At 64.6% G+C, this 22,743-nt stretch carries 8 protein-coding genes; all 8 read left to right on the top strand.

Annotated elements, in window-relative coordinates; all coding sequences use genetic code 11:
* Nucleotides 1-3 precede the first annotated feature (3 nt).
* The 8 genes from gspK to V5F23_RS15115 all read left to right on the top strand — a co-directional run bounded on the left by gspK (nt 4) and on the right by V5F23_RS15115 (nt 22,421).
* Entirely contained in the window at nt 4-990 is a 987-nt protein-coding gene (gspK, locus tag V5F23_RS15150) for a type II secretion system minor pseudopilin GspK (protein WP_212802639.1), read from the top strand.
* A complete protein-coding gene (gene gspL, locus V5F23_RS15145; RefSeq protein ID WP_212802638.1) occupies nt 987-2,159 on the top strand; it encodes a type II secretion system protein GspL in 1,173 nt (390 codons plus the stop codon). The genes gspK and gspL overlap by 4 nt, the downstream gene beginning before the upstream one ends.
* Nucleotides 2,152-2,718, top strand: a complete 567-nt coding sequence (gene gspM, locus V5F23_RS15140; protein ID WP_212802637.1) for a type II secretion system protein GspM — start codon at nt 2,152-2,154, stop codon at nt 2,716-2,718. Before gspL ends, gspM begins: the two co-directional genes overlap by 8 nt.
* Nucleotides 2,715-5,078, top strand: coding sequence for a type II secretion system secretin GspD (gene gspD, locus V5F23_RS15135; RefSeq protein WP_338495503.1), 2,364 nt, complete (start codon nt 2,715-2,717; stop codon nt 5,076-5,078). Before gspM ends, gspD begins: the two co-directional genes overlap by 4 nt.
* A gap of 217 nt (nt 5,079-5,295) precedes the next feature.
* Nucleotides 5,296-6,714, top strand: coding sequence for a type II secretion system ATPase GspE (gene gspE, locus V5F23_RS15130; RefSeq protein ID WP_212802635.1), 1,419 nt, complete (start codon nt 5,296-5,298; stop codon nt 6,712-6,714).
* Complete coding sequence (gene gspF, locus V5F23_RS15125; protein ID WP_053145251.1) at nt 6,714-7,925, top strand: type II secretion system inner membrane protein GspF; 1,212 nt, start codon at nt 6,714-6,716, stop codon at nt 7,923-7,925. Before gspE ends, gspF begins: the two co-directional genes overlap by 1 nt.
* A gap of 523 nt (nt 7,926-8,448) precedes the next feature.
* Nucleotides 8,449-9,621, top strand: a complete 1,173-nt coding sequence (locus V5F23_RS15120) for a substrate-binding domain-containing protein (RefSeq protein WP_042729748.1) — start codon at nt 8,449-8,451, stop codon at nt 9,619-9,621.
* Nucleotides 9,622-9,833: 212 nt separating this feature from the next.
* A complete protein-coding gene (locus V5F23_RS15115; protein ID WP_338495500.1) occupies nt 9,834-22,421 on the top strand; it encodes a filamentous hemagglutinin family protein in 12,588 nt (4,195 codons plus the stop codon).
* Nucleotides 22,422-22,743 lie beyond the last annotated feature (322 nt).

Genomic DNA, 22,743 nt, shown 5'->3' with positions numbered 1-22,743 from the left:
GTGATGGGAACGAATTCGCCCCTCGCGGCGAAGCAGCGCGGCATGGCGGTCATCAGCGCTTTGCTGATCGCTGCCGTGGTCGCGGTGATCGCCGGTGGCATGCTCACTCGCCAGGCCCTGTTCACCCGCAGCCTGGAAGCCGAGCAGTTGCGCATCCAGGGCAGTGCGCGGATGCAAGGCGGCCTGGCGCTGAGTCGCCAATTACTGTGGGAGGCCCGCCAGCGTGATCCGTTGACACGCTTCGGCCAGCCTTGGGCAAAACCCATTGTCCTGCCCGGTTCGAACCAGGTCGATACGCCGTTCGAAGGGCAGCTCGAAGATGAGCAGGGCAAGTTCAACCTGCGCAACCTCGTCGCCAATGAACGTGTCGACGAGGAACAATTGAATGCCTTCGAACGGCTCTGCGGGCAGCTGGGGATCGCCGCCAGCGTGCGCGACCGCATCGTCGAGCGCGTCATTGAAGCGTACCCGCGCACGCTGAACCCGGAACGGGCGGACACAGCGCCCACGGGGCGTACCTTCGACAGTGGCCGGGACACCTCGCCTGACGCGGATGCCGCATTACTCAAACCGACCCGACCGATGCTGCGCACCGTGCGCGACCTGGGCGACGTCAAGGGCGTCACGCCTGCCGTGCTGGCAGCGCTGGCGCCCTACGTGACGATCCTGCCGGCCAATACCTGGGTCAACGGCAACACCGCCAGTGCCCCGGTACTGGCCGCCGCTGTGCCGGGGTTGTCGTTGCAGCGGGCCGAGGCGCTGGTGCGGGAGCGGGAGGGCGGCCATTGGTTCGTCAATCGCGGGGATTTCGTCAACCGCCTGCGCATGCCGGAGCTGGAAACGGCCACGGTCAAGGTGGGCATCACCAGCGACTGGTTCCGCCTGCGCGGCCAGGCCCGCAGCGGTCAACGGCGGGTTGAAGTCGATGCGTTGCTGCAACGCACCCAGGACCGGTTGCCCCGGGTGATCTGGTCGAGGGTGGGCGTATGACACGGTTGCGCGTGGCGTTGGCGCCGTTGGCCGAACTGGACCTCGACAGCCCGGTGGCGTTCGCGGCGCTGGACCGCCAGGGCCAGGTGCGCGAGCACGGGCGCAGCAGCCTCAGGGCGTTGGGGCAGGGCGCCCGGAATCTCTCGGTGGAGTGCTTTCTTCATCCCCGCGACAGCCTGCTGACTCGCCTGGAGCTGCCGCTGTTGCCGGCGGCGAAGATCACCGCCGCGGTGACGTGCGCGGCCCAGGCCCTGATGCTCGGCGCCAGCGAACACATGCAGGTGGCTCACAGCCCGCGGGGTGTCGACGGGCAGGTCCAGATCGCCTGGCTGGACCGGCAGTCGCTCGCCCGGCTGGGCCAGTTGTTGCACCAGGCCGGGCTCAAGTTGCGCGGCCTGTACCCGGCGGCCTATGCCTTGCCCGTGTTGGCCGGCCCGGTGGCTTGCATCGAAGACGGTCACCTGTTGCTGCGCCATGGTCCGCAGCAGGCCGAGGTGCAGCCGTTGCAAGAACAGGCGCTGGAAGAGTGGTTGATGACCATGGGGCCCGGCTTGCATTGGATCGGCGCAGCGCCGCCCCAGGCGTCGATCACGCCCCTGGCCGACATCCACCGCTGGACCGGCAGCGCGCCGGGCTGGGGTTTGCATGCCGGTCTGTCGCGCAACACGGCCGGACGCGGCGGTTGGGGCCGGGCGGCGGCCCTGTGTGCCATGGCCGTGGCGGTGTGGGTGGTGGGCCTGAACCTTTACGCCGCCCGTGAGGCGGCCCAGGGGCAACGGCTCAAGGCGCAAATGAGCCAACGGGTGAAGCAGGCGTTCCCGGACTTGCCGGTGGTGCTCAATCCGCTGCAACAGGCCCGGCAACAGATTGCCGCGCGCCAGGACGGTACGGCGACGGACCCCAGCCAACGCTTCGTCAGCCTGATGCAGCAGGCCGGCAGTGCCATGCCGTTCATGAGCGGCAACGCCCAGGCCCTGGTGTTCGAGAACGGCGAGTTGCGCCTGGAGCTCGTGCCCGACGCGCCGAAGGCCGCCGCCGAAGACGATTGGAAAGGCCCCCTGGTCCAGGCCGGCATCGATGTCGTCGCCGTTGACCAGGGCTGGACCTTGCGCATGACCCAGGCCGGCCAGGCCACCCCCGAAGATACCGCGGAAGACGATGATGAATAAGCCGTCCCTGGCCGTGCTGAGCGTCCGCTGGCAAACCCTGCGCAGCCGCTGCCGGACCTTCTGGCAAGGCCTGGCCGTGCGCGAACGACGGGCCGTGGCCCTGAGCGCGCTGGTGCTCGGCGGTAGCCTGGTCTGGCTGGGATTGATCGAGCCGCCGTTGAAGACCATCGCCTATTGGCAGGCCGAAACGCCGAAGCTGCGCTCACAGACCGAAGCCCTCGAAGTGCTGCTGCGGGACGTCGCCGGGCCGGCGCCAGGCCAGCCGTTGGAAGCAGCCCTGCGCCAGACCCTGGACGCCAGCGGGCTGGGCGATCACTACCAATTGCAGGCGCCCGGCGCCGATACGGCCAACGCCTGGCAACTGACCTTCACCGACGCGCCGGCCGACGGCGTGATCGGCTGGCTGCTGAGCAACCCCGGGCCATTGTCCCTGGAAGTGTCCGAGGCGCGCCTGCAACGCACGGCCACGGCCGCTTCCACTGGTCTTGAAAATACCGCCGGCACTCTGTCCGGAACCGTTCGCATGCATCAGGCGCAAGGCGCTAAGGAAGCTTCATGAAGGGGGCCCGTTACCCACGTCATTGGCGCAAGGCCGCGCCGCTGTTGTTGCTGGCATTGAGCGCGTGCAACAGCACGCCGCCGGCCTCGCAGCCACCGTTGCTGGTGGACAGCGAACTGGGTGTTCCGTTGGGCAGCACGCAGCGCAGCGGCGACGCGTTGCTCGACCGTCAGCGAGCCCAGGCGGCACGTGAGCAGAAACCGGCGGCGCGCCACCAGGTCGACCTGACGTCCCGTGCCCGTGAATCGCGCAACCCGCCGCCGGCGCGCAACCCGCTGGGGGATCAGCCGGTGACGTTGAATTTCGTCGAGGCGGATATCCAGGCCGTGGTGCGGGCCTTGTCCCGTTCCACCGGCCAGCAGTTCCTGGTGGACCCTCGGGTCAAGGGCAACCTGACGCTGGTGTCCGAAGGGCAGGTGCCGGCAAGCCAGGCCTACGCCATGCTGCTGGCGGCGTTGCGCATGCAGGGCTTCAGCGTGGTGGACGTCGGCGGCGTGGCCCAGGTGGTGCCCGAGGCCGACGCCAAGCTGCTGGGCGGGCCGATCTACAGCGCCGATAAACCGGCCGGCAATGGCATGCTGACCCGCACCTTCCGGCTGCAATACGAGAACGCGGTCAACCTGATCCCGGTGTTGCGCCCGATCGTCTCACCGAACAATCCGATCAATGCCTACCCCGGCAACAACACCATTGTCGTCACCGACTACGCCGAGAACCTGTCGCGGGTGGCGCAACTCATCGAAGGCATCGACACCCCCAGCGCCATCGACACCGATGTGGTGCCGGTGCAGAACGGTATCGCCGTGGACATCGCGCAGATGGTCTCCGACCTGCTGGAAACCCAGGGTGGCGACCAGACCCAGAAAATCAACGTGATCGGCGACCCGCGCTCCAATTCCATCATCATCCGGGCCGGCAGCCCCGAGCGCACCGAGCTGGCGCGCAACCTGATCTACAAACTCGACAACGCCCAGAACAACCCCAGCAACCTGCACGTGGTGTACCTGCGCAACGCCCAGGCCGGCAAGCTGGCCCAGGCCCTGCGTGGTCTGCTCACCGGCGAAAGCGAAGGCGAGGGCAACGACAATTCCCGGTCGGTGCTCAGCGGCATGGGCGCCAGCACCAATGGCCAAAGCGCACAGAGCAGTACCGATGGCACCAGCACCGCGACCGGTAGCGGCTCTTCAAGTAATAGCAACGTTAATGGCTACGGCCAGGGCAGCAGCGGGCAGGGCGCGAGCTCGACGAAGAACGAGCAGAACACCGCCTTCAGCGCGGGCGGCGTGACCATCCAGGCGGATGCCACCACCAACACCTTGCTGATCTCCGCGCCCGACCCGTTGTACCGCAACCTGCGGGAAGTCATCGACCTGCTCGACCAGCGACGTGCCCAGGTGGTGATCGAGAGCCTGATTGTGGAAGTGGGCGAAGACGACGCCAGTGAGTTCGGCGTGCAATGGCAGACCGGCAACCTCGGCGGCAGCGGGGTGATCGGCGGGGTCAACCTGGGCGGCAGCGGGCTCAACCTCAACGGCAAGACCAGCATTGATGTGCTGCCCCAGGGCCTGAACCTCGGGTTGGTCAACGGCACCGTGGACATTCCCGGCATCGGCAAGATCCTCGACCTCAAGGTCCTGGCCCGGGCCTTGAAGAGCAAGGGCGGCACCAATGTGCTGTCGACGCCGAACCTGCTGACCCTGGACAACGAAGCCGCGAGCATCTTCGTCGGCCAGACCATTCCTTTTGTCAGCGGCAGCTACGTCACCGGGGGCGGCGGCACCAGCAACAACCCGTTCCAGACCGTGACCCGCGAAGAGGTGGGCCTGAAACTCAACGTCCGGCCGCAGATTTCCGAGGGCGGTACGGTCAAGCTGGATATCTACCAGGAGGTCAGCAGCGTCGACAACCGCGCTTCGAGCACCACGGGGATTGTCACCAACAAGCGTGCCATCGACACCAGCATCCTGCTGGACGACGGCCAGATCATGGTCCTGGGCGGGCTGTTGCAGGATGGCTACAGCCAGAGCAACGACGCGGTGCCGTGGCTCTCGACCTTGCCCGGCATCGGCGCACTGTTTCGCAACGAAAGCCGGCAGACCACCAAGACCAACCTGATGGTGTTCCTGCGGCCCTACATCATCCGCGACACGGCGGCGGGGCGCAGCATCACTCTCAACCGCTACGACTTCATGCGCCGCGCCCAGGGCCTGTTGCAACCGGAACGCAGCTGGGCCATGCCCGATATCCAGGCCCCGCAACTGCCGGCGGCATCCCGGGCGATCCCCGGCAGCGCACCTGCCGCGCTGCAAACGCCCAGGGCGGCGATCAAGGCGGTGCCGCTCGAAGGAGAGCAGCGCTGATGACCACTACGCTTAAGCACCCCACGGTTGTGGCGAGGGGATTTATCCCCGTTGGGGCGCGAAGCGGCCCCAAAGCAGCGGTCTCGGTTTGCCTGACACGCCGAGGCGTCGGTTCAGGGTCGCTTCGCAACCCAGCGGGGATAAATCCCCTCGCCACAGATAAATCTGATAGGCACACATTTTGTGCACGACCTATCGGACGATGGAGCAGGCTTCCATGACCACCCTCCCATACGCCTGGGCCAAGGCCCAGCGCCTGGTGTTGCGCCAGGGAGAGGCGGGCGCGGTGTTGGTGGTGTGTCCGTCGACGCCGGGCTGGTCCATCAGCGAAGTGCGCCGGCAATTCGGCGAAGTGCCCCTGGAGCGGGTGCGCGACGAAGAACTCGATGGCCTGCTCAACACGGCCTACGCCGACACTGGCAGCGCCGCCGCCGTGGTGGGCGCGGCGGAGAACGAGGTGGACCTCGACCGGCTGATGCAGGACATCCCCGAGATCACCGACCTGCTGGACACCCAGGACGGCGCGCCGGTGATCCGCATGATCAACGCCTTGCTGACCCAGGCGGCCCGGGACGAGGCCAGCGACATCCACATCGAGCCCTTCGAGAGCCATTCGGTGGTGCGCTATCGGGTCGACGGTACCCTGCGCGACGTGGTCTCGCCACGCAAGGCGCTGCATGGCGCGTTGGTGTCGCGGATCAAGATCATGGCCCAACTCGACATTGCCGAAAAACGCCTGCCCCAGGACGGTCGCATTGCCTTGCGCGTGGCCGGGCGCCCCATCGACATCCGGGTTTCCACCGTGCCCACCGGTCACGGCGAGCGGGTGGTGATGCGGCTGCTGGACAAACAGGCCGGGCGCCTGCAATTGGAAACGCTGGGCATGGACGCTGCCGTGCTGGGCAAGCTCGACCATTTGATCCGCCAGCCCCACGGCATCGTGCTGGTCACCGGCCCCACCGGCAGCGGCAAGACCACCAGCCTCTACGCGGCCCTGGCGCGGCTGGATGCCAGTGTCCACAACATCCTCACCGTCGAGGACCCGGTGGAGTACGACCTGCCGGGCATCAGCCAGATCCAGGTCAATGCCAAGATCGACATGACCTTCGCCCTGGCGTTGCGGGCGATCCTGCGCCAGGACCCGGACATCATCATGATCGGCGAGATCCGTGACCTGGAGACCGCGCAGATTGCCGTGCAGGCCTCCCTCACCGGGCACCTGGTGCTGGCGACGCTGCACACCAACGACGCGGTGTCGGCCGTCAACCGCCTGATCGACATGGGCGTCGAGCCGTTCCTGCTGGCCTCGTCGATGCTCGGCGTGCTGGCCCAGCGCCTGGTGCGCCGACTCTGCGCGCACTGCAAGCAACCTGATCCGGCCACGCCGGGCACCTGGCGCCCGGTGGGCTGCCCGAGTTGCAACCAGACCGGCTACAGCGGCCGTACCGGCATCCATGAGCTGTTCTGCATTGACGATGACATCCGCACGCTCATCCACCAGGGCGCGGGCGAGCAGGCCTTGCGCGCCGCCGCCCGCGAGGCCGGCATGTTCAGCATGCGCGAGGACGGTGAGCGTTGGGTGCGCAGCGGCGCCACGGCGCCAGAAGAAATCCTGCGCGTGACACGGGACGCCTGATGAATCGCTACCGTTTCGAGGCGGCCGACGCCCAGGGCAAGATCGAATCAGGGCATCTGGAGGCCGACAGCCAGAGCGCCGCGTTCAGCCTGTTGCGCAGCCGCGGGCTGACGGCGTTGCAGGTCGAAGCCGAACGCAGCACGGCCCAGGCCAGCGGGGGCGGGCTGTTCAGTGCCCGGCTCTCGGACAACGACCTGGCCTGGGCCACCCGGCAACTGGCGAGCCTGCTCGGCGCGAGCCTGCCCCTGGAGGCGGCATTGAGCGCCACGGTGGAGCAGGCCGAGCGCAAGCACATCGCCCAGACCCTGAGCGCGGTGCGCGCCGATGTACGCAGCGGCATGCGCCTGGCCGAAGCCCTGGCGGCACGGCCTCGGGACTTCCCGGAGATCTATCGGGCGCTGATCGCGGCGGGGGAGGAGTCCGGCGACCTGGCCCAGGTGATGGAGCGCCTGGCCGATTACATCGAGGAGCGCAACAACCTGCGGGGCAAGATCCTCACGGCGTTCATCTACCCGGGTGTGGTGGGACTGGTGTCGATCGCCATCGTGATTTTCCTGCTCAGCTACGTCGTGCCCCAGGTGGTCAGCGCCTTCTCCCAGGCCCGTCAGGATCTGCCGGGGCTGACCCTGGCCATGCTCACCGCCAGTGACTTCATCCGCGCCTGGGGATGGTTGTGTTTTTGCCTGCTGGCCGGCGGTTTCTGGAGCTGGCGGCTGTACTTGCGCAACCCGGCGGCGCGGCTCAGCTGGCATGCGCGGGTGCTGCGCCTGCCCCTGATCGGGCGGTTCGTGCTGGGGCTCAATACCGCGCGTTTCGCCTCCACCCTGGCGATCCTTGGCGGTGCCGGGGTGCCGTTGTTGCGGGCGCTGGAGGCGGCGCGCCAGACACTCTCCAACGAACGCCTGAGCCTGAGTGTCAGTGACGCCACCGCCAAGGTCCGCGAAGGGGTCAACCTGGCGGCCGCCCTGCGGGTGGAAAAAGTCTTCCCGCCGATCCTGATCCACCTGATCGCCAGCGGCGAGAAAACCGGCTGCCTGCCACCGATGCTCGAACGCGCCGCGCAAACCCTGTCCCGCGACATCGAACGCCGGGCCATGGGCATGACCGCACTGTTGGAACCGCTGATGATCGTGATCATGGGCGGCGTGGTGCTGGTGATCGTCATGGCGGTGCTGCTGCCGATCATCGAGATCAATCAGTTGGTGCAATGAGCCCACGGCAGCCTGGCAAACACAGTTCCTGTGGCGAGGGGATTCATCCCCGCTGGGTCGCGAAGCGACCCCAAAAGACTGGATGCGACCGGCTTGCCCCACCGAAGTGAACAGCCATGGGCTGCTTCGCAGCCAACGGGGATAAATCCCCTCGCCACAAAACCGTCCGGCAAAAAAAATCACGGCCTCCACCTCAACTCCCGAGCCCGCCCCCCATCAAACTCGGGTTCCTCGTTCTGTCATTTTCCCCTGGTCCTGACCACCCGCCGCACGCTGCACCGCAGCCCTGCCAAACGCCGCCGTTGAACCGGCTGAAAATGCCGGTCCAGAGCCCTCGAACACCCGAGGAAAAAACCCGGAAATCGGCCTCCAGCTCCCGAGGTTTTTTCCTCTATCTGTCACCGGAACCTGCGAATTTCTACGCCATGGCCTCACCCCAACGCCTGCGGCACCGGACCGAGCGCCATGACGGCAAGCCTGCGTCACCCAACCTACGTACGAACACGATGAAAGGAGATTCTTCATGTTTAAGCGCAACGTTCTCGCAGTATCCCTGACCCTCGCCGGCCTCTGCGCCGCCCAGGCTGCCATGGCCGATGTCAATGGCGGTGGTGCTACCTTGCCTCAGCCGCTGTACCAGACTTCCGGCGTACTGACCGCCGGTTTCGCCCCCTACATCGGCGTAGGCAGCGGCAACGGCAAACTGGCGTTCCTGAACAACGACTACACCAAGTTCGTGGCCGGCAACACCAGCAAGAACGTGCACTGGGCGGGCAGCGATTCGAAACTCAGCGCCACTGAGCTGAGCAACTACGTCACTGCCCACGGCGCTGCCTGGGGTCCATTAATCCAGGTGCCTTCGGTAGCCACCTCGGTCGCCATTCCGTTCAACAAGACCGGCACTGCCAACGTCGACCTGAGCGTCAACCAACTGTGCGGCGTGTTCTCCGGCCGCCTGACCGACTGGAGCCAGATCACCGGTTCCGGCCGCACTGGCGCGATCACCGTGGTTTATCGCGCTGAAAGCAGCGGCACCACCGAGCTGTTCACCCGCTTCCTGAACGCCAAGTGCGCTGAAACCGGCACTTTTGCTATCACCACCACCTTCGCTTCCAGCTACAGCGGTGGCCTGCCGACTGGCGCTGTAGCCGCCACCGGCAGCCAGGCTGTGATGACTGCGCTGAACGCTGCCCAAGGCCGCATCACCTACATGAGCCCGGATTACGCTGCGACGACTCTGGCTGGTCTGGATGACGCCACCAAAGTAGCGCGGGTTGCCGGTGTGTCTCCAGCCCCAGCCAACGTTTCGACCGCCATCGCTGCGGTACCCGTGCCGGCCACTGCTAATCGTGCCAACCCGAACGCCTGGGTACCGGTGTTCGCCGCAACCACTAACCCTAACGATCCAAGCGTCGTGGCTTACCCAACCACCGGTTATCCGATCCTGGGCTTCACCAACTTGATCTTCAGCCAGTGCTATGCCGACGCTGCACAAACCACGCAGGTTCGTGACTTCTTCACCCGTCACTACAATGCTACTGCGGCCAGTAGCAACGATGCTGCCATCACTGCAAACCGCTTCGTGCCGCTGCCAGCGGCCTGGAAGCAAGCCGTTCGTAGCAGCTTCCTCACCAGCACCAACGCTCTCAGCATTGGTAACACCAACGTTTGCAACGGCATTGGTCGTCCGCTGTAACACCACGCCTGAGCGACACGCAACACCGATCAGCAACGGCGCAAGTCGTTGCTGATTTTTTGCGTAAGGCCCGAACCAACACAGCCACATGAAATTTTCATGACATCCGTTCGGTCCCGAGCGGCTGTAACCGCCTAACCCCTATAACCAACGCTGGCAGCTTGATAGCACTGCGTTGCGCCCCTTAGAGCGAACCCGAAAGGATGAGTAGGATGCTGCGCTGCAAACCGATGAAACCGAACGTTCCACGTCGCGATGGCGAGCTGTCGATGGGGCGGCTCAAGCCGCTGGCCCAGGCCATCGCGCTGTTGATGGTGGCCGGCAATGCCCAGGCGGCCACGGCGTTCAGTTCGGCCTGGTTTGCGGCGAAGGGTGCGGCCCCCGCCGGTGGTGCGGCACGGCCGACCACTGCGGTGCCTGGGATGCCGCCGCCCCTGGCCCAGCAGCAGCGGGCCAATGCCCAGTTGCAGCGCTCGTTGACCAACCTCAACAACACCGTGGCCGCGATCGCGGCCCAGCAGGCGGCGCAGGCGGCCGGGCGGCAAGCGGCGTTCGGGCAGGTGCAGGTCGTGCCCGACGGGCTGGGCGAGGGCGGCCTCAAGGTCGACAACAGCCTGACCCAGGGCTGGCTCAACGCCAAGGGGCCGCAGCAGACCCAGGCCGGCGGCAAGACCACGGTGAAGATCGAGCAGACCGCCGACAAGGCGATTCTCAACTGGGAAACCTTCAACGTCGGGCGTAACACCACGGTGGATTTCCAGCAGCAAGCGGACTGGGCAGTGCTCAACCGGGTCAACGATCCTCAAGCCCGGCCGAGCCAGATCCAGGGCCAGATCAAGGGCAACGGCACGGTGATGCTGGTCAACCGCAACGGCATCATTTTCAGCGGCAGCAGCCAGGTCAACGTGCGCAACCTGGCGGCGGTGGCGGCTAACATCACTGACGAGCAGTTCAGCCAGCGCGGCTTGTACGTCGATGCCACCGGCACCCAGCCAACCTTCACCGATGCAGCCGGCAAGGTCGAAGTGCAACGCGGTGCGCAAATTGAAACCCACCGCGCCGCCACTTCCACCGCAGGCGGTGGCTATGCCTTGCTGCTGGGTAGCGAGGTGGAGAACGCCGGCTCCATCATCACCGCCAAGGGCCAGACCACCCTCGCGGCTGGCGACAGTTTTTATATCCGTCGCGGCCAGGGCACCAGCGGCAACTCGCGCTCCACCACTCGTGGTAATGAGGTGGCGACGTCGCTCAAACCGGGCAGCAGCGCCGGCACGGTGATCAACAGCGGTCTGATCCAGGCCAGCACCGGCGACATCACCCTCACCGGGCACAATGTGCAGCAGAACGGCGTGGTGGTGGCCAGCAGTTCAGTGGACACCCGCGGCACCGTGCATTTGCTCAACGCTTTCAGCGACAGCACCGGCAGCGTGACCCTGGGGCAGGGCAGTGCCACCGCCGTGCTGCTCGACGCCGCGGGCGGCAGTGCACTGGATAGCCAACGCAATGCCGGGCCCGCGGGCCTGGATGGCACGCCGAACAACCTGATCACCGGTCAGTTCAACAACCTCAGCAGCGTGGTCGACCGTAGCGACCAGTCGCGGGTCGAGATCGTCAGCGGTGGCAGCGTCGACTTCCAGAACGGCTCCATCACCCTGGCCACCGGCGGGCAGGTTGCGGTCAGCGCCGCGGGGCGCAGCCTGGTGCGCGATGGCGCGATGATCGACGTGTCCGGCGCCATCGGCGTCAAGGTGGCGATGGAGTCCAATTCCATCAAGGTCAACGTCCAAGGCAACGAACAACGGGATGCGCCGATCAACCGCGAAGGCGGCAAGCTGACCAACAGCGATGTGTGGGTGGACTTGCGTGACCTGGTCTACGTCCCTGCAGGCACCAACGGTTACGCCACCGACCGCTGGTACACAGCCGGTGGTCTGTTGGAAGTCGGCGGCTACCTGGGCACCCAGGGCCACAGTGTCGGCGAATGGGCGGCCCAGGGCGGTACCCTGACGTTTACCGGCAACGACGTGGTGACCCAGCAGGCGGCGCAACTGAACCTGTCCGGTGGCACCCTGGATGTGCAGAGCGGGTACCTGCGCCAATCCTGGCTCAAGGGTGCCAATGGTCGTCTGTATGAGCTGTCCAAGGCCCCGGGTGACATCCTTTACACCGGCATCTACAAGGGTTACGAAGACCACAGCCAGCGCTGGGGCCAGACTGATTACTACTACAACCCGCTCATTGCCCCGCGCGAACGTTTTGAAGCCGGCTACACCGTCAGTCGCGATGCCGGCAAGCTGGTGGTGTCGACCCGCAACGCCGTGCTGGAAGGCCATATCGTCGGCGAGGTGTACCAGGGCGAACGCCAGACCCAGGCGCCGAACTTCAACCTCGACGGCTACCAGCAATCGCAAAACGCCGTGGCCCGTCGGGCCCAGTTGTGGGTGGGCAGCTACACGCCGATCTATGACAAGACCAGTGGCGTGATCAACAGTGGCTTGAACCCCACCTTCGATCAGGTCACCGTCGGCAAGGTGACCGACAAGATTGCCGCAGGCTTGGACCTGAACTCGGCGGTCGGCAGCGACCGGCAAGGCAAGTTGGTGCTGGATAACGCGCTGCTCAATGGCTTCCAGCTCGGCGCTGTCAAGGTAGCGGGGGCTGAAGGCATCAAGGTTGACGGCGCACTCAAGGTAGCCGACGGCGGGGATATCACGCTTTATGCGCCGCAGGTGGAAGTGAACGCCGACCTGACGGCCCGCAGTGGTCGCATTGTATTGGGTAACATCCTCAAGCAGGTCAGGACCGACAATTTCCAGATGGGAGACGTCACGCTTTCACCCGGTACGGGACAGCGGGCGACGGTCACATTGGGCGAAGGCGTCAAGCTGAACACCGCCGGACGCTGGAGCAATCTGCTGCTCGACGGCAACGACCGCCAAGGCCTGCCGTTCATTAACGGCGGCAGCGTGTCCGTGCGTAGCAGTGGCGATATTGATGTGCGGCAGGGCAGCCTGATCGACGTCAGCTCCGGCGCTGCCGTGATGGCCGATGGCAAGACTCGCGGCGGCAAGGGTGGGGACTTGACCTTGACCGCGAGTACCGGTGCATCGTCCGGTAACGGCGACTTGAACCTCGAAGGTGAACTGCGCGGTACTGGCGTGAGTGGTGGCGGGACCTTGAAGCTGGCGGCCAGCAAAGTGCTGATCGGCAACAGCGGCACCCCCCTCGAAGCTGGCACTCTGCAACTGGACGGTGATTTCTTCGACAAGGGTTTCTCGGCCTATGACATCACCGGCAACGAAGGCCTGACTGTGGCCGACGGGACTCGGGTCGATGTGACGATGCCGGTGTACCGTGTTGGTGAACAGGCGTTGGTCACCGGCAGCGACGCGGAGCCGGCCGCTGCCTTGCAGCGCTGGACGCCGGAGCTGTATCAGGAAGACGCGGTCAAAGGTGTCCTGACCCAGCGTCGCGGCGCGAGCCTGAGTCTCACCGCAGGCACGCCAAACTCCGGCGCGGCCGGCATGGCCAGTACGGTATTGAGCTTGGGCAAGGGCAGTGTGATTACCGTTGATCCAGGCCAGGGCATCGATGTCCGGAGCAGCGGGCAATTGACCGCCAACGGCACGCTTAACGCCTGGGGCGGGCGGGTCAGCCTTACCGAGTTGGGCGTCGATGATGCGGTTCGCGATCAGGTCAATGCCCAGGGCCACGGTCGTTCCATCTGGCTGGGCGAGCAGGCGCTGATCGATGTATCGAGCCGGGCGATGACAGCTCAGGATATGCGCGGCCAGACCTATGGCCTGGTGCGCGACGGCGGGCAGATTGTCATTGGCGGCCAGATCGATGCCGCGAAAGGATCGACGTCTGCCTCCGAGCTGTTTGTGGTGGTGCGCGACGGTGCCCGTCTGCAAGCTGATGGCAGCCAGGCCGTGCTGGATGTTCCGGGTCAGGGCCGTACGTTGGTAGCGAGCAATGGCGGCAGTATTTCCCTGGCGTCGGCCAATGGCCTGTACCTGGACGGCGCGTTCAGCGCCCGCTCGGGGGGCGGCGGGGCGGCAGGTGGCAGTCTGTCGGTGGCGCTGGAAACCCCCTATTACCTGAAAAGCGCGGTCAATGCCCGAGTGTTGAGTGTTCGTGAACTGGTTCTGAAGCAAGTCGCGCAGGCAAGCCCGCTGGGCGATACGGCTGAAACCTCGGCGGACTCGTTGGTTTATGGTCACGGCCAGCTAGGTATCGATCAGGTCCAGGCCGGTGGTTTCGACAATTTGTCCTTGTTGAGCAACGGACTGATGAGCGTCGATGGCAACCTGTCGATGTCCCTCGGACAGAGCCTGAGCCTGTACGCCCGCAGCTTTGGATTGAGTGCAACCGCGCCAGCCAATACCCGGGTCGAGTTCAATGCACCCCATGTGTTGCTGTCTACTGCGACAGGGCTGGCGACCACTCGACCGAGTTTTGAGCCTTACACCCGGCCAGTGGTCGAGGGTGGCGGGGTGTCTCTATTGGCGAACAAGGCAGTGTTTTCCGTCAACGCGGATCTGCTGGATGTGCAAGGCAATGTGATGTTCAGCAGTAAAGGCACAGTGAGGCAGTCCGATGACAGCACTGTGGGACTTGAGCGCGCAGGTTTCGATCAGGTCCAGCTGAGCAGCCGGGGTGATCTGCGATTCCTGGCCGGGTTCTCGAGCGCCGATATGCCTACGGGGTTTACCACGCAATTGCTGACCCCTTCGGACATGCTGTTGCAAGCGGCCCAGCTGTATCCGGCAACCGGAGTCGGGGCTCGGGTGTTGGCGGGGTCTGGTTGGGGCACATCGGATAATGGTACCCCTCTCTACGACCCGGCACGCAGCCTGGTAATCGGGCGCACAACCCAGACGACGCCCCAGGTACCCTATTCGGTATTCGGGCGCTTGCAACTGGGTAGCGCGAACATCGAACAGGGTGGCGTGGTTCGGGCGCCGTTGGGATTGATTGAGGTCGGCACCAACGGCGGTGTAGGGGGGTATGCCATCAGCGATCGGGTAAGTCTGTTGCCGGGCAGCCTGACGTCGGTCAGCGGCTTGGGCCTGAGATTGCCCTATGGCGGCACGGTCGACGGTCAAAGTTATGAGTACGCTGGCAAGAAGGTGGTGTTGCTAGGACAGGGTGCAGTACCCAGTCTAAACGCTGACATTAACATCGGCGTTATTCTGGGCGGGCGATCGGTCACGGCACAGGAGGGTTCGGTGCTTGACCTGTCTGGTGGCGGTGATTTGCTCGGCGCTGGCTTTATCTCAGGCCGTGGTGGTTCTACTGACGCCCGTTTCAATCCGCTGGTACAAATGGGTGCCAATGGCGGTTTCACCTTGCCTGGTCTTTCCAGCAACCCGGTCTACGCCATTGTGCCGGGCAACCAGAGTCAGTATGCGCCGGTCGCTGCCGAAGGTGGCGCGGTGGATCCGAGGGTCGGTCAGCAGATCACCATCGGTGCCGGTGTGCCCGGGCTGGCTGCCGGTACTTACACCCTGATGCCGTCCACTTATGCGTTGCTGCCGGGCGCGTTCCGGGTCGAGGTCAATGGCTTGGCGGGGCAAGGCATCACAACGGGCGCGCAACAGATGCGCAACGGTTCCTGGACCACCGCCGGGGTGTTGTCGGTGGCCAATACCGGTCAGCGTAACAGTTTGTCCAGTCAGGTCATTCTGACGTCGGGGGATGTGCTGCGCCGCTACTCGCAATACAACGAAACGAGCTACGCGCAGTTCGCCGTGGCCGATGCCGCTCGCCTGGGCGTACCCCGGGCAATGTTGCCGGTAGACGCCAAGACCTTGAAACTGAACCTGGCCCCTGGAGCAGGGGATCAAGCATTCTCCTTCAAGGGTGTCGGCAAGTTCGCGCCTCAGGCGGGAGGCTTCGGCGGTTCCGTCTCAGTGGTTGGTTACGCCCGGAGCGCGCTGGAGGTGGTTGCGGATGGGCGTGGGGCCACGGCTGGTTTCGAGGGCGTGACCCTCACTGCCGAAAGCCTGAATGCATTGAACGCTTCGCGTCAGGTCATAGGCGGCCTGTTTTCGGTTAGTTACGGTCAAAGCGGAAATTACGTGACTCCGGTGTCTGAGATGTCGCGTAGCGTGACATTGCGTGAAGGTGCGGCTTTAGCTGCACCTGAGGTTTTCCTGTTGGCCAATGGCGGCGAGTTATCGATGGAACAGGGCGCTGTCATCAACACCATCGGTCGTGGCGCGGCTGCTTACGACGCCCGAGCTGGCTTTGTTTACAGTCTCAATAACGACGCCAATATGCTGGCCGCCTCCAATGGTTTGCTCAGCGTACTGGCCCCTCCATCGGGCGGCGCAGGCTCCATCAATATCGGTGGCTGCCGCCTGACGCCTTGCAGTGGCGTCACACGCATTCACTCCGAAGGCAGTATCGTTGCAGGCACCGCTGGCAGCCTGGAACTGGACGACCAGGTGCGTTACGGCACCCGTCACCTGACCCTGGCCCTGAGCAACATCAACGTCGGCACCGCCCAGGCATTGAGCGATGCGTCGGGGCGCAATGTATTGCCTGCCGGTCTGACCCTGAGCCAGACCGTTCTGGATCGCCTGTTGCGCGGGGACACCCAATATGGTGCTCCGGCCCTGGAAACCCTCGAACTGTCGGCCAGTCAGGCGCTGAATTTCTATGGCACCGTCAGCCTCGACACCTATGATTCGACCACCGGTAAGTCGCGCCTGAACAACCTGATGCTCAGCACCCCGGCAATTTATGGCGCGGGCGGCGCCGGCGATGTAGCGACCATCCGCACCGCCAACCTGATCTGGAACGGTGCCGTCGGCGCGCCGGGTTCGGTCATCGCCGGCGGGGCCGGCACCGGCGCCGGTCGCCTGGACATCCAGGCCCAGCGCATCGAGTTCGGCTACGGTGAGTTCGCCCAGCCGAGCTCGGTCACCACGCTGGACCGTCTGGCCCTGGGCTTTGCCAACGTCACCCTCAACGCCAGCGAGCGTCTGACCTCCAATCACAAAGGCAGCCTGGCGGTCTATCAGACCCAGGGTGCATACGACCCGAAAACAGGTTTCGCCTACAGCGGCGGCAACCTGAGTATCCTCACTCCGTTGTTGACCGGTGAAGCCGGTTCGATCAACCGCATCAGCGCGGGTGGGGCGATCAACGTGGCGGGCGCGGGCGCCAAGCCGGGCGCTGTCTCCGGGCTCGGCGGCGAGCTATCCCTCAAGGGCGCGAGCGTCAACCTGGCCAGTGCGGTGGTGTTGCCGAGCGGCAAGCTGACCCTGAGCGCGACCCGCGACCTGACCCTGGCCGATGCGGCGTTGATCGATGTGGCGGGTCGCACGGTGACTTTCAACGATGTGACGCGCTACAGCGCCGGTGGCGAGGTAATTCTGCAAAGCCAGAACGGCGACATCCGCCAGGCCGATGGCTCGACCATCGACTTCTCGGCCCGCAACAACCAGGCCGGCCGGCTCAGCGCCGTGGCTGTGGACGGGGCGGCGGGGGTGGTGGACCTGCAAGGGCGGATTCTCGGCAGCAGCACGGGCGAATACGACGCCGGCGGCACCGCCATGCCGCACCTGGCCGGCAGCGTGGAAATCCAGGCCCAGAGTCTGGGCGGCAGCGGCAGTCTCAGTGAGCAGTTCGCGGCGTTGAATCAGCGCTTGAACGATGGGCAGGTCTACGGATCCCGTGGCTTCCAGCTCAAACAGGGCGACCTGGTGATCGGCGACGGGCTTAAGGCCTCGTCGATCAATGTGTCGGTGGACAACGGCAGCTTGCTGGTCAACGGCAAGGTCGACGCCAGCGGTGAGCGCGTTGGCAGTATTTATCTGGCCGCCGGCAATGCCCTGACCCTGGGCAGCGCAGCGGTGCTCGATGCCCATGGCCGACGCCTGCGGGTGGACAGCTACGGCAAGATCATCGACTCACCGAACCACGCCATCGTGGACCTGACCGCACGCCAAGGGCTGCTGACCCTGGGCAATGGTGCCCGTATCGACCTGCGCCATGGCACCGAGGTGGCGCTGGGCAGTAAGCCGGGCATGCATGACGGTCGCGCCCGCGGAACATTGCAACTCAACGCACCACGACTGGGCGGTGTTTCAGGCGGCGACGTGGCAATCGATGCCAGCGGCGCCGTGGATGTCCAAGGCGCCCGTTCGATCGCGCTGGTGGCCATGTGGCAATACGACGATGCACCGTTGGTCAACGTACCGGCAGCCAGCGGCAAGCCTTATCAGGTCATCAATCAAGCGTGGTTGGACGATGTGCATGACGACAACACCGCGTTCATCACTCAGGCCCACGACAACGACGATCTGTTGCAACGCAAACTCGCCGGACTGAACAACAGCCGCTATCGCGATGTATTCCATCTGCGCCCTGGTGCGGAGGTGGTGAGCGCGACGGCCGATGGCGACCTGGTGGTCCAAGGCGACCTGGACCTGTCGCGCTATCGCTATGAGAGCCTCAATCCGCATAACCAACTGGACAATGTCTATGGCTCCGGCGAATCCGCCAGCCTGACGTTGCGCGCCGGGGGCGATCTGAATATCTATGGCAGCATCACCGACGGTTTCGCCCAGCCGCCGGCCAGCAACGATGACAAGGGCTGGGTGCTATTGCCGGGTATTGATTTTGCGGCAGGCGATATCGTCGTGCCCGGTACCGGCGTGATCCTGGCGGAGGACACGGCGTTTCCGGCCGGCTCGGTGCTCAACTTCGACGTGCCGCTCAAGGGCGCCACATTGGCGGCGGGAACGCGCCTGCCAGTAGCCGCGACGCTTGATCAACCTTTGGTACTGCCGGCGGGCACGGTGCTTGCCGCGGCGGTGCATGACGCCTTGGGTAATCTGTTGTTCGCCGCCGGCACTTTGTTGGCTTCGACTCAGACCCTTGATGCGGGCACAGTGCTGGGGGCTGGGAGCCTGCTGGGCAGCAGCGCAACCATTGGCAGCCTGATCTGGCCTAAAGGCGTTGCACTGCCAGGCATTGCGGACGCGCCCCATGGCTTGACCAACGTCGTGCGTCTCAGCGGTCCCCTGGCATTGAATGTGGGTTCGAAAATTCCTTCAGGTACCGACATCAAGCTGCCGGCGGGTGTCGAGTCGGTGCAGTTGCGTCCGGAAGTGGCGGGCAGCAATTGGGCCATTGCGCCAATGCTGGCCGAGGGCTCGCAGTCCTGGTCCCTACGGCTGGTGGCCGGCGCCGATACGCAGGCGGCAGACAGTCGGGTCGTGAAGCCTGTGACGGCTGGCGGGGATCTTCGTTTGGCGGATAGTCATTACGGTATGTTTGGTGTGCCTAAGGCTGGCGAGATGTTGTGGACCGAAGCAGGGTCATTGGATTTTTTTGGCGACACCAGCATGGCAGGCCAACCGATTGACTTCGAGGCGATTGGTTACCCAGGGCTATGTACTGATTTACCGGATTTTTGTAAGGCCAGCAGTGGATATATCTGGACTGAAGTAGGGGCTATCGAATGGGGGGATCCGAGTCTCGCCGGTCAACCGATTGATTTTGGTGCCATCGGGTACCCGGAATTGTGTACCGAAAATCCCTCTTATTGCCAAGCAGTCGGACAAGCCGATTACAAAGCTGGCAGCCAACGGTGGAGCGTGGTTCGTACAGGCGCGGCTGACCTTGAGCTGTTCTCGGCAGGTGATGTGAAAATGGATTCGCTGTACGGCGTCTATACCGCAGGCAGCTCGGCGAGCGCGACTCATGCCAACGATCCTTACAACCAACCTAAGGCGCTGGGTGCGGAAGGAAAGGTGCTTAACGATGCATTCGGTGACAACGAGCAGTTTGTGAATGGCGGTACTACTAGTCTTTACCGCGCTTGGTACCCGGATTTTGGCGGCAACCTGACTCTGAACGTTGGCGGGAGTCTGACCGGCAATACAATGGACGCGGTGACTAGCAGCGGTAATGCGCGACCCAATCCCGGCGATTTGGGTTATGACACTGCGAATGTCGGGAACTGGCTGTGGCGCCAAGGCAACGGCTCGGTTTCTACCGATACCCAGGCACAACCCGCTGCCTGGTGGATCAATTTCGGGAGCTATACCGCAGCACAGAATGGCAAGGCTGATTTGATGGTTGGATTTACCGGGTTTGGTACCTTGGGCGGCGGTAACCTGAATGTTCAGGTCGCGGGCGATGCAGGGGTGATCGATCAAATGGCGGGTAGCCTTCTTGAGTCGCGCAGCAACAGTCGCAGTCAAGGATTGGTGCTTGCCGTAGGCAGTACCGGGCGTGTGGACGCCGATGGCAGTCTGCAATTGACCGGCGGCGGCGATCTCAATCTGCGGGTGGGCGGTGCCTTGAATCCCGGGAGCTTGTTCACGAGCGGGCATCTCAACGGTGCGGTCATCAACCTGCGGGGGCACGCGCAGATCGATAGCGGTGCCATTGGCCGAATCGATCTTCGCTATGGCAACGCTGCCACTGTGCAGTCCCCTCGAGAGACTCGGGCATACGATTCCTTCAAATCCACACGTGGCGACGCCACCGGTGGGCTGACTCTGATGCCGGGCGACGCCACTTTCAATCTATCTACCCTGGGCGATCTCGTCGTTCAGGACGTTGCAGACCCAGGTCGGGCATTGATGATGAGCGTGTCTCCATTCAAAAGTGGCGCGATTAACGGATCGGGTGTGAGCTGGTTTACGCTGTGGACTGCCAACACGGCGATTGATCTATGGACGTCGGGAGGTAACCTGACGCCTCTGACGTTGGGGCTGGATACGGACCTTGCAATGGTCTACCCCTCAATCCTGCGGGCTGTGGCGGCCAGTGGTAGCCTGTATTACGGCAGGGCTAAGGCGATAGGTACCAGCGCAGTCTACGACGCTAACAATCTTCCAGCGCTGCTGCTCGCACCTGGCCCTAACAGTGAATTGCAATTCCTAGCCGGCGATTCCATCTACGGCGGCGACATGTCGGTCAGTCGTTCCGGTGCCGCATCGACCGCTTTGGCTACGCCATTCCGGCCAGCCTATGTCGGTTCTGTCGATAACGGCATCAGTATCAAAGTCAGCAATCTTTCGGCCGACGGTAATCCTGTGCGCCTTAGTTCGAACATGCTGCCGCTGTTTGCCTTCGACACCAGCAGCGCTTCCAGCGAATGGGCCCTCAATGCCGATCCTGCTCGCTTCTATGCACTCGAAGGCGATTTGCTGGCAGTCACCACCGGGCGGTCGATGACGTCGGTTTCCACGGCCAGATGGCCGGGGCGAATTGCATATGAAGGCGCTGGAGCTGTCCGGATGATGGCTGGGCGGGACATCGTCAGCAGCGGGGTTCCGCTGGCCGGATCGCACAGTGATAACGCTGAAGCGGGGAACTACACCGTCTCCGGCAACCTCTTCATCCACAACAACCCCACCGACATTTCCATCGTGTCAGCCGGGCGCGACATCCTCTACAGCACCTTCAACGTCGCCGGTCCCGGCCTGCTGGAGATCACCGCCGGGCGCAATATCCTGATGGACGACAAGGTCAGCATCACCAGCCTCGGCGCCGTGGTACCGGGGGATTCGCGCCCTGGCGCGAGCCTGGTGTTGCAGGCCGGCGCGGGCCTCAACGGCGCGGATTACCAGCGCTTCGTCAAAGCCTACCTGGACCCGGCGAACCAGGCCCTGGCCGGTGTGCCGCTGGCGAACCAGGACGGCAAGGTCGCCAAGACCTATGAAACCGAATTGGTGGATTGGCTGGAGAAGCGCTTCGGTTTCAGCGGCGATACCGACCAGGCCCGTGCCTATTTCGCGGCGTTGCCGGCCGAGCAGCAGCGGGTGTTTGCCCGCGACGTGTACTTTGCCGAGCTCAAGGCCGGCGGCCGCGAGTACAACGAAGTGGGCGGCGTGCGCCAGGGCAGTTACCTGCGGGGCCGCGAGGCCATCGACTGGTTGTTCCCGACCAAGGACGTGGCGGGCAATCCGATCACCTACAAGGGCGACATCACGATGTTCGGCGGGGCGGGGGTGCACACCGATTTCGGCGGCAGTATCCAGATGCTGACCCCGGGCGGCGGCCAGACTTTCGGTATCGAGGGCAACGCGCCGCCGTCCACCGCCGGGGTCATCACCCAGGGTGAGGGCGATATCCAGTTGTATGCGCAGAACAGCATCCTGCTTGGGCAGAGCCGGATCATGACCACCTTTGGCGGTTCGATCCTTGGCTGGTCGGCCCAGGGCGACATCAACGCCGGTCGGGGTTCGAAGACCACCGTGGTGTACACGCCGCCCAAGCGCTTGTACGACACCTGGGGCAACGTGACGCTGTCGCCTTCGGTACCGAGCACCGGGGCCGGTATCGCCACCCTCAACCCCATTGCCGAAGTGGCGCCGGGGGATATCGACCTGATCGCGCCGCTGGGCACCATCGATGCCGGCGAGGCGGGGATCCGGGTGTCGGGCAACGTCAACATCGCGGCATTGACCGTGGTGAACGCGGCCAACATCCAGACCCAGGGCAAGGCCTCCGGCGTGCCGTTGGCGGCTTCGGTGAACACCGGGGCCATCACCTCCGCCAGCGCGGCGGCGACCTCGGCCACCCAGGCGGCCGAGGACGTGACCCGCCAGCAGCAGAACGCGGCGCGGCAGAACCAGGCGTCGGTGTTCACCGTGCAGGTGGTGAGTTTCGGCTCCGAGCAGTTGGCCCCGTCCCGCGACGGCGCCAGCCGCGAGGCCCCTCGCGCCTATGACCCGGCCAGCCCGGTGCAAGTGCTTGGCGCCGGGCCACTGGACGAACAGACTCGGCAGCGCTTGACCGAAGAGGAGCGGGGGCGGTTGAGTCTGTGACCGGGGCAGACCGGGCCTGCCCCTTCGCGGGCAAGCCCGCTCCCACCGTATTGTGTGGTGGGCTTGAGGTGTGTGTCCGCCACAGATCCCCTGTGTGGGGGCGGGTTTGCTCGCGACGAGGGCGGGTCAGTGGATGAAGGTGTCGACTGACCTGGCGCTATCGCGGGCAAGCCCGCTCCCACAGTGTTGTGTGGTGGGCTTGAGGTGTGTGCCCGCCACAGGTCCCTGTGGGAGCGGGCTTGCCCGCGAAGGCGGCCTGACAGCCGGCCTGGCTCTTGCGGTGGGCCCCAATCCAACTGCTCGCGAAGGCGGTCAGTCAGCT

The sequence above is a fragment of the Pseudomonas sp. WP18 genome, assembly GCF_036689585.1.
In the GTDB taxonomy this organism is placed as follows: Bacteria; Pseudomonadota; Gammaproteobacteria; order Pseudomonadales; family Pseudomonadaceae; genus Aquipseudomonas; species Aquipseudomonas chlororaphis_E.
Note: the sequence above shows the minus strand (reverse complement) of the source record. Positions and strands in the feature narration are given on the sequence as shown.

Bases quoted from the DNA above. Each gene is read 5' to 3' on its own strand.
- V5F23_RS15115 (WP_338495500.1), top strand. From the start codon at position 9,834: ATGCTGCGCTGCAAACCGATGAAACCGAACGTTCCACGTCGCGATGGC.
- gspM (WP_212802637.1), top strand. From the start codon at position 2,152: ATGAATAAGCCGTCCCTGGCCGTGCTGAGCGTCCGCTGGCAAACCCTG.
- gspD (WP_338495503.1), top strand. From the start codon at position 2,715: ATGAAGGGGGCCCGTTACCCACGTCATTGGCGCAAGGCCGCGCCGCTG.
- gspK (WP_212802639.1), top strand. From the start codon at position 4: ATGGGAACGAATTCGCCCCTCGCGGCGAAGCAGCGCGGCATGGCGGTC.
- gspE (WP_212802635.1), top strand. From the start codon at position 5,296: ATGACCACCCTCCCATACGCCTGGGCCAAGGCCCAGCGCCTGGTGTTG.
- gspF (WP_053145251.1), top strand. From the start codon at position 6,714: ATGAATCGCTACCGTTTCGAGGCGGCCGACGCCCAGGGCAAGATCGAA.
- V5F23_RS15120 (WP_042729748.1), top strand. From the start codon at position 8,449: ATGTTTAAGCGCAACGTTCTCGCAGTATCCCTGACCCTCGCCGGCCTC.
- gspL (WP_212802638.1), top strand. From the start codon at position 987: ATGACACGGTTGCGCGTGGCGTTGGCGCCGTTGGCCGAACTGGACCTC.